This is a genomic window from Cupriavidus sp. CuC1 (assembly GCF_044627735.1).
Lineage (GTDB): Bacteria > Pseudomonadota > Gammaproteobacteria > Burkholderiales > Burkholderiaceae > Cupriavidus > Cupriavidus ulmosensis.
The window spans coordinates 1-7,734 of the sequence record NZ_JBIUHC010000272.1 but is presented as its reverse complement, the minus strand read 5'-3'; the positions used below and the strand labels follow the sequence as shown (position 1 = coordinate 7,734).

The following is a 7,734-nucleotide window of genomic DNA, read 5'->3' as shown; positions in this document are numbered from 1 at the left end:
TGGAACAACCGGTTTCGTCAGGTCATACGTTCTCCTGTGAAACAGAAATTCAGGCGACTTTCAGGTCGCACGAACACGGCCTTAGCCAAATCCAAATGGCATGCCTTTGCCGCCTGCCCCACACTGGCGCAGTTACGTCGCAGCACAAAAACAATTCACGCCGAGGAGACAGGCGATGTCCCGCTGGACCACACGTTGCACCCGATGGCTCGCCCTATGCGGCTGGCTGGCGGCCACGGCGAGCGCATTCGCCGCCTATCCGGACAAGCCCGTCCGGCTGGTGGTGCCCTTCCCGCCGGGCGGCGCCACCGACCTGCTGGCGCGTGAGGTCAGCCACGCACTTTCCGTGCGGCTCGGCCAGTCGGTAGTGATCGAGAACCGACCCGGCGCGGGCGGCAACATCGCCGCCGTGGCGGTGGCGCGCGCGCCGGCCGATGGCTATACCCTGCTGTTCGGCACCTTCGGCTCGCTGGCCGTCAACAAGAGCCTGTATGACAAGCCGGGCTACGACCCGCTCAAGGATTTCGCGCCGGTGGCCTCGGTGGCGTATCTGCCCAACGTGCTGGTGGTCCATCCTTCCGTCCAGGCTCGCAACGTGGCCGAGCTGCTGGCGCTCGCCCGGCGCGAGCCCGGCAAGCTGACCTACGGCTCATTTGGCAACGGCTCGTCGTCGCACCTGGCCGGCGAGCTCTTCACCCACATGGCGGGCGTGCGCATCGACCACGTGCCGTACAAGGGCAGCGCGCCGGCCATGACCGACCTGATCGGCGGGCGCCTGACCATGATGTTCGACAGCATCTCCACCGCCTTGCCGTATGTGCGGGATGGCCGCGTGCGGGCGCTGGGGGTGACCACTGCCAAGCCGTCCGAGCAGTTGCCCGGCGTGCCGACGCTGGCGGCAGCCGGCGTGCCCGGCTATGAGCTGACCGCCTGGTTCGGCGTCGTGGCGCCGGCCAATACCCCGCCCGCCATCGTCGACCGCCTCAACGCCGAGATCGTTGCCTCGCTCGCGCAGCCGGATCTGGCGGCGCGGCTGGCTAGCCAGGGCACGGTGCCCTTTCCTTCGACCCCGGCGCAGTTCGGCACCTATATGCGCACCCAGTACCAGAAGTGGGACGGCCTGATCAAGGCAGCGAACATCCATCTGGATCAGTGAGTTCGCCGTTCCCAGCCGTTGCAACAGCCAGTCCGGTTCCAACCTCATCACCCGCTCGCATCATGTCTACTTTCCGCCCCGAGTTCATCCACGACATCCCCCGGCACTGGGCCGAGCAATCGCCCCAGGCGCCCTGCCTGTATGAGGCCAGCGGCGTGCTCAGCTACGGCACGCTGTGGCAGCGCATCACCGCCACCCGCGACTGGCTGGCCGCGCAGGGCGTAGGGCAGGGCGACCGCGTGATGGTAGTGGGCGAGAACTGCGCCGAGATGGTGATCATGCTGTTTGCGTGCAGCGCGCTGCACGCCTGGCCGATCCAGGTCAATGCACGGCTCTCGCCGCGCGAGATCGATGGCATCCGCGCACATGCGGAGCCATTGCTGACGTTCTTCACCAACCATGTTTCCGACGTAGCCGCAGCGCATGCCAGGCGGCTCGGCGCGCAGCCCACCGATTGCGTGGCGCTCGATCCCGGCTTCGCCAGCTTGCGCGCCACCGAGCTGCCGCCGCGCGTGAGCGCCGCCGAGGCGCGGGATGTCGCCACCCTGATCTATACCTCCGGCACCACGGGCGCGCCCAAGGGCGTGATGGTGCCGCACGCCGGCCTGACCATCTTCGCGCGGATCTCGGCCACTTCGCGCAATCTCGGTCCCGACGACATCGCCTACGGCGCGTTGCCGCTGTCGCATATCTTCGGCATCGCCACCGTGCTGATGGCCACGCTGTACGCGGGCGCCAGCCTGGTGATGCGGCCTCGTTTCGATGCTGCCGACGTGTTCGCCGCGCTGGAGTCGCCCGGCGTCACCATGCTGCAAGGCGTGCCCACCATGTTCACGCGCATCATGGCGGTGGCACGCGAGTCGGCCCAAGGTGTCACCGGCGCCACCGCGTTTCCCCGCCTGCGCTATCTCTACACCGGCGGCGCGCCGCTTGACCCCACGCTCAAGCGCGACACCGAGGCCTGGTTCGGCCAGCCGCTGCATCACGGCTACGGCATCACCGAATACGCCGGCTCGTTGTTCATCACGCGCATGGATGCGCCGCGCGCCGATTGCTCGGCCGGCTACATCGTCGAGGGCGTGGAGATCAACATCACCAGCGAGCAAGGCGAGGCGATGCCCGCGGGCGAACGCGGCCAGATCCGCGTGCGCGGCCCGGGCGTGATGCGCGGCTACTTCCGCAACGCGGAGCAGACCGCCGAGGCGCTGTTGCCGGGCGGCTGGCTCAACACCGGCGATCTCGGTTTCCTGGGTGAAGACGGGGCGCTGTTTATCGTGGGCCGCTCCAAGGACCTGATCATCCGCTCGGGCTTCAACGTCTATCCGATCGAGGTGGAATCCGTCATCAACGCCTTCCCCGGCGTGCGCCAGTCCGCCGTGGTCGGGCGCGCTGCCGCCGACGGCAACGAAGAAGTCGTGGCCTTTATCGAAACGCAGCCGGGCGCGACGCTGGACACCGCCGCCCTGGAGGCCTACCTGCGCGACAGCCTGGCGCCGTACAAGCGGCCCGCGCAGATCCGCGTGATCGAGACCATTCCCACTACCGCCAGCGGCAAGCTCTTGAAGCAGCCGCTGCGCGCCATGCTGGACGGCGCTGCCGCAGCGGCATGACCCCCGCCGGGGCACTGGCAAGACGCACAATAAGGAGGAGACAGATGAAGCGATGGATGATGGCCGGCATGCTGCTGGCATTGGTGCAGGGCACCGCAATGGCGGACAATTATCCGGCGCGCCCGGTGAAGCTGATCGTGGGCTACGCCCCGGGCGGCCCGGTCGATACCGCCGCGCGCATTTACGCCGACTACCTGGGCCGCACGCTCAAGCAGCCGGTCGTGGTGGACAACCGTGCCGGCGCCAGCGGCGCCATTGCCGCGGACCTGACGGCAAAGGCAACGCCGGACGGCTACACGCTGTACTTCGTGGCCAGTCCCACCATGACCATGACGCCGTTGATCCAGAAGTCGGTGAACTTCAATCCGACCAAGGATTTCACCTATATCGGCCTGATCACCGATTACACCAATGTGCTGCTGATCAACAAGGATTTCCCCGCCAAGAACGTCACTGAACTGGTCGACTACGCGCGCAAGCATCCCGAAGGCGTCAGCTTCGGCTCGGCCGGCGTAGGTGCTTCCAACCACTTGTCCGCCGAGTTGCTGGCGCAGATGGGCGGGGTGAAGATGCTGCACGTGCCGTACAAGGGCAACTCGCCCGCGATGGCCGATGTGATCGGTGGCAAGGTCACCTTCATGTTCGACATCACCGGCACGGCCATCGGCCATATCCAGGGCGGCAAGGTACGCGCGCTGGCGGTCACGTCGAAGACGCGCAACGCGGCGCTGCCGACCGTGCCGACCATGATCGAGTCCGGCATGAAGAACTATGACCTGACCGGATGGTACGCGCTGATCGGCCCGCAGAAGCTGCCTGCCGATGTGGTGGACAAGCTGGTCAAGGCGCAGAAGGCCATCGGCGACGATCCCGCCTTCCAGCAGCGCATGACGCAGGGCGGCTACGATCTCAACATCACGGGCCCGAAGCCGCTGGCCGATCGCATCCAGCGCGAGCTCAAGCTGTGGGGCGGCGTGGTGAAGACCGCGAACATCCAGGTGGATTGAGGTTGGTTTGCTTCCTCTCCCACTTGCAGGAGAGCAACCGGGGGAAAGGGCGGACGCTGGCTACGCCGTCGTGCTGGATAAAACAATTGGCTTCGCTCCCAGTGGCTCCTAGCCAAACCGCCCCTCTCCCCAACCCTCTCCCCATGAGGGGAGAGGGAGCGACAGCCGTCGTCATGGCGCGCGGTGTTGGCCCGTTCGGCGGCTTCGGCTAATGGCTCTGGCAGGTCAGTGGTTCTGCACCAGCCGCTGGTAGTAGTTGGGCAACGCAAACAGCGCGCGATGCACCTCTCCGTTGTAGTAGTCCAGATCGCCGATGCCGTAGCCGCGCAGGCGCTGATCCACCTCATAGGGCAGGCGGGACAGCGGATCCAGCGTGTCCGAGGCGAAGGCCAGTCCCCAATACGCGCCATACAACGGCACGTAGAGGCCAAAGGGCCTGACGATCTCGAACACCCCGCGCAGTTGCAAGGTGATCTGGCGCACCCGTTCCGGCTCGAATACCGGCGAGCCGATATGCATGGCCAGGGCGCCGCCCTGCGCCAGCAGCGATTTGACCAGTCGCAGCGCTTGCGGCGTGTAGAGCGGCTGCGCCGGCGTGTCGGGATCGGTCAGGTCGAGCACGACCAGGTCGAAGCGCTCGCCGTGCGGGTCGCGGCTTTGCTCCGCCATATAGGCGAAGCCGTCGCCGATCCGCAGTTGCAGGCGCGGATCGTCGAACGCGCCGCGATGCACCTGCGGCAAGTGCTGCCGGGCCGCGCGGATCACCTCCGCGTCGAGTTCGGCCAGCACCACGCGCTCCATCGTCGGGTACTTGAGCAGTTCCTCGCAGGCCCCGCCGTCGCCGCCGCCCAGCACCAGCGCCCGGCGCGGCGTGGCATGGGTGATGGCCGTGGCATGGACCATGGGCTCGTGATAGAAGAACTCGTCGCGCTCCGAGGTCATGTAGCGGCCGTCGAGCCGCAGCAGCTTGCCCCATTGCGGCGTGTCGAATACCTCCAGCAACTGATGCGCCGTGCGCACCGTTTCCAGCCGGCGCGTGGCGCGAAAGCCGTAGGCGCTGTCCGGGTTCAGCCACTCCAGCAGCAGCTCGTTGGCCTGATCCTGCGGATCGTCGGAGCCGCGCAGCAGGCGGTTGGTGCTTTGCCGGCGGGGCGCGAAAGCGATCAGCAGGGCGTCGAGCAGGGCTTCGGCCTTGGCCGAGTTGTTGTCCGAGAAATTGCAGACATAGACATCGAGCGTGACGCCATCGCGTTCCGGCCAGGTGTGCACGGCCAGGTGCGATTCGGCGAGCAAGGCGGCGCCGGTGACACCGCCTTGCTCGCCCTGGTGGCCGGGAAAGGTGTGGAACTTCTCGGCCACCAGCGTCAGGCTCGCGGCCGCCACGGCCTGGCGGCAAAGGCTGGCGAGCAGCTGGGCGTCGCACAGCAAGGCTGGCGCGCAGCGGCATTCGTACAAATCAGCGGTTAGGTGCAGTCCCTGCATGTCTGGGCAGTTCCTCCTTGCGTGCCAGCCCGCGGCCCGGCAAATGGAAGCCGGAACCGCGTCACGAGAGGCGTGGGCACGGTCATGAGGCGGGCTGTCGGATGGGGCAATGCGGTCCGGCGTCGGCGTGATCCGGAGCGATTGCAGAGGGCGGGCCTGGCGCTTGTGGCATGCGCTTCAGTGGGAAGCGAGAATGCCCGCAGCGCCAGGCCAATGAAGCGGCTGAGTGTAGCCGAGATGCGCCACGAAATGGCGGGGCAGCAGCCCGCGAGATCCCGCGCGCGGGGGCATTGCATTCGGAAGGCGGGCTGCCTTCGCCTTGATTTTCAGGGGTTTCAAGCTGTCCTAGGCCCTTTCCCAACTTGCGCCGGAATTTTCTGCATTTGAGATCGACGCCAATCAGCCGGCCGGTGCGCGCTTGCGCAGCAGGTAACGCTGCACACCGTCGAGCACCAGCACGCCGTGCTGGTTGTGCACCGTCGAGCGCAAGGTCAGCACCCCTGTTGTGCGGTTAGGCACCAGCTCGGCAACTTCCAGCGCGCTGTACAACGTGTCGCCCACGTAGACCGGATGCAGGAAGCGGCTGCTCTGGTCAAGAAAGCCCTTCAGCGATTCCTCCACCATATGCGGAAACAGGCCGGCGCCTGCCGCGGTCTGGATCAGCACCTGGTAGCCATGCGCCAGCATGTGCGGCATGCCGTGGGCGCGGCAGTACTCGGCATCGTAGTGCACCGGATGGTTGTCGCCGCTGGCAAGCTGGAAGGCGGCGAACAGCGCCTCGGTCATGGTGCGCGAGGGCAGCACGAAGCGTTCGCCGGGCGCGAAATCCTCGAAATAGCGTTGCTCGCACATGCGGTGGCGGCGGGGGTCGAAGGCGATGCCTTCGGGGCTCGCTGCGGAGGACTTGATGGTCATCGGTCGGGATATCCGGGTTGTGGGCGGGAGCTCAATCCGCCTTGATGCCAAGCCGCTCCACCAGCGCCTTCTCCTGCGCGATCTGCTGCATGGCAAAGCGGGTGTAGCCGGCGCTGTCCAGGTACATCAGGTCCTGGTCCTGCTGCTTGAGCGCGGCGAGGTGCTGGGGATCTTCCGCGGCGCGCCGCAGCGCGTCCTGCAGGATGTTGACCACCTTGGGGTCCATGCCCTTCGGCCCGGCCACGCCGTAGGGCGAGTTCGAGACGATGTCGTAGCCGAGCTCGCGCAGCGTGGGCGCGTCGGGCCAGCGCGGGGAGCGCTGCGCCGTCCATAGATTCAGCCAGCGCAATTTGCCCGCATCGACCAGCGTGCCGGCGGAGCTGCCGGCGGCGCACAGCTGCACATGGTTGCCCATCAGCGAGTTCAGGCAGTCGGCATCGCCCTTGAAGGGCACGTGGTTGACCGTGAGGTTTTCCTTGGTCACCAGCTCGATCATGGTGATGTGCGGCGAGCTGTACTGGCCCGGCGAGCCGTAGCTGACGGTGCCCGGTTTTGCGCGTGCATCGCGCAGGAAATCGCCCCAGTTCTTCCACGGTGAATTGGCCGGCACCACCACGCCGAAGGTATAGCCGGTGATGCGCGACAGGTAGGTGAAATCGCGCGCAGGGTCGAAGGCGGTCTTCTGGATGAAGGGTTGACGGAATACGGTGACCGGCATCATCGACAGCGTGTAGCCGTCGGGCTTCGCTTGCCGCAGGGCAAGCGCGCCCATGGTGCCGGCCACGCCCGGCTTGTTGTCCACCACCACGGTCTGGCCGAGCGACTTCTGCAAGGCCACGGCAAACTGGCGCACCACCACGTCGGTGGTGCCACCCGGCGCGTAGGGCACGATCAGCGTCACCGGGCGGGTAGGGTAGGTGGGAGCCGGCTGCGCCTGGGCAAGCGTGGCGCAGCCTAGAACGATGGCGGCGCTAGCCACGCGCCATGGTTTGTGGAATGCATGCATCGGAAGTCTCCTTTTGTTGTCGTTCCCTTCGATCCCGATGTTGTCGTTGTCTTTTTGACTTTCGCTTCTAGTGTCCCGTTCCGCTGATTCGTTCGCAAAGTCTGTTGAGCTTGGAGCAGGAATTGTAGGTTGGGGTAAGTGTGCGATGTGTATTGCTTGTGGCCCGCTGACGCGGGTTTTGGCGCTTGCTGGGCGGGGTTTTCATGCTTCTAGCTGCTGTCGCGGCTGTACGGTGTTGCCGTTTTAGAACGTGTGAGATGTCACTTTTCTTTACTCGTAAAGAAAAGTAACTAAAAGAAAGCGATCCTTGCAGGAGGCTGGCGTGTCGGGGTTGCGTAGCTCGGTGGTTTCGTCGTCAGGCCCCTGGTTTTAATTCACTCGTGCCGTTACCGGTTTGAATGGCCACGATCCTGTTAATGACGCTGGTTTCGTGGTGAGGCTGCTCGGTAGCAGAATCCCTGCCCATACGCCCATCTTCCGATACCGGATCGGAGCATCACGATATATCACGCCGTGATGGTTTCGTGGTGGGGTGGGCGCGGTGGTGAATCCCTCAAA

General features: G+C 65.7%; 6 protein-coding genes. 3 read left to right on the top strand and 3 right to left on the bottom strand.

Translation table 11 applies throughout. The features are described 5' to 3' along the window. The first annotated feature begins 175 nt into the window (after positions 1-175). From ACGLHR_RS49765 to ACGLHR_RS49755, 3 genes are all read left to right on the top strand, one after another. Entirely contained in the window at positions 176-1,156 is a 981-nt protein-coding gene (locus ACGLHR_RS49765; RefSeq protein WP_318238527.1) for a tripartite tricarboxylate transporter substrate binding protein, read from the top strand. Positions 1,157-1,218: 62 nt separating this feature from the next. After that, complete coding sequence (locus tag ACGLHR_RS49760) at positions 1,219-2,766, top strand: class I adenylate-forming enzyme family protein (protein ID WP_400103269.1); 1,548 nt, start codon at positions 1,219-1,221, stop codon at positions 2,764-2,766. Positions 2,767-2,810: 44 nt separating this feature from the next. Beyond that, entirely contained in the window at positions 2,811-3,773 is a 963-nt protein-coding gene (locus tag ACGLHR_RS49755; RefSeq protein ID WP_318238525.1) for a tripartite tricarboxylate transporter substrate binding protein, read from the top strand. 225 nt (positions 3,774-3,998) lie between these two features. Here ACGLHR_RS49755 and speE read toward each other — a convergent pair whose 3' ends face one another. The 3 genes from speE to ACGLHR_RS49740 all read right to left on the bottom strand — a co-directional run bounded on the left by speE (position 3,999) and on the right by ACGLHR_RS49740 (position 7,176). Further along, entirely contained in the window at positions 3,999-5,255 is a 1,257-nt protein-coding gene (gene speE, locus ACGLHR_RS49750; RefSeq protein ID WP_400103267.1) for a polyamine aminopropyltransferase, read from the bottom strand. 399 nt (positions 5,256-5,654) lie between these two features. Continuing rightward, the gene (locus ACGLHR_RS49745) at positions 5,655-6,170 is read right to left on the bottom strand and encodes a MaoC family dehydratase (protein WP_318238611.1); all 516 of its coding nucleotides are present in this window, start codon (positions 6,168-6,170) and stop codon (positions 5,655-5,657) included. Positions 6,171-6,201: 31 nt separating this feature from the next. Beyond that, positions 6,202-7,176 carry a tripartite tricarboxylate transporter substrate binding protein gene (locus tag ACGLHR_RS49740; protein ID WP_400103264.1) on the bottom strand — a complete coding sequence of 325 codons (975 nt, stop codon included), beginning with the start codon at positions 7,174-7,176 and terminating at the stop codon, positions 6,202-6,204. Positions 7,177-7,734 lie beyond the last annotated feature (558 nt).

Bases quoted from the DNA above. Each gene is read 5' to 3' on its own strand.
- ACGLHR_RS49765 (WP_318238527.1), top strand. From the start codon at position 176: ATGTCCCGCTGGACCACACGTTGCACCCGATGGCTCGCCCTATGCGGC.
- ACGLHR_RS49760 (WP_400103269.1), top strand. From the start codon at position 1,219: ATGTCTACTTTCCGCCCCGAGTTCATCCACGACATCCCCCGGCACTGG.
- ACGLHR_RS49755 (WP_318238525.1), top strand. From the start codon at position 2,811: ATGAAGCGATGGATGATGGCCGGCATGCTGCTGGCATTGGTGCAGGGC.
- speE (WP_400103267.1), bottom strand. From the start codon at position 5,255: ATGCAGGGACTGCACCTAACCGCTGATTTGTACGAATGCCGCTGCGCG.
- ACGLHR_RS49740 (WP_400103264.1), bottom strand. From the start codon at position 7,176: ATGCATGCATTCCACAAACCATGGCGCGTGGCTAGCGCCGCCATCGTT.
- ACGLHR_RS49745 (WP_318238611.1), bottom strand. From the start codon at position 6,170: ATGACCATCAAGTCCTCCGCAGCGAGCCCCGAAGGCATCGCCTTCGAC.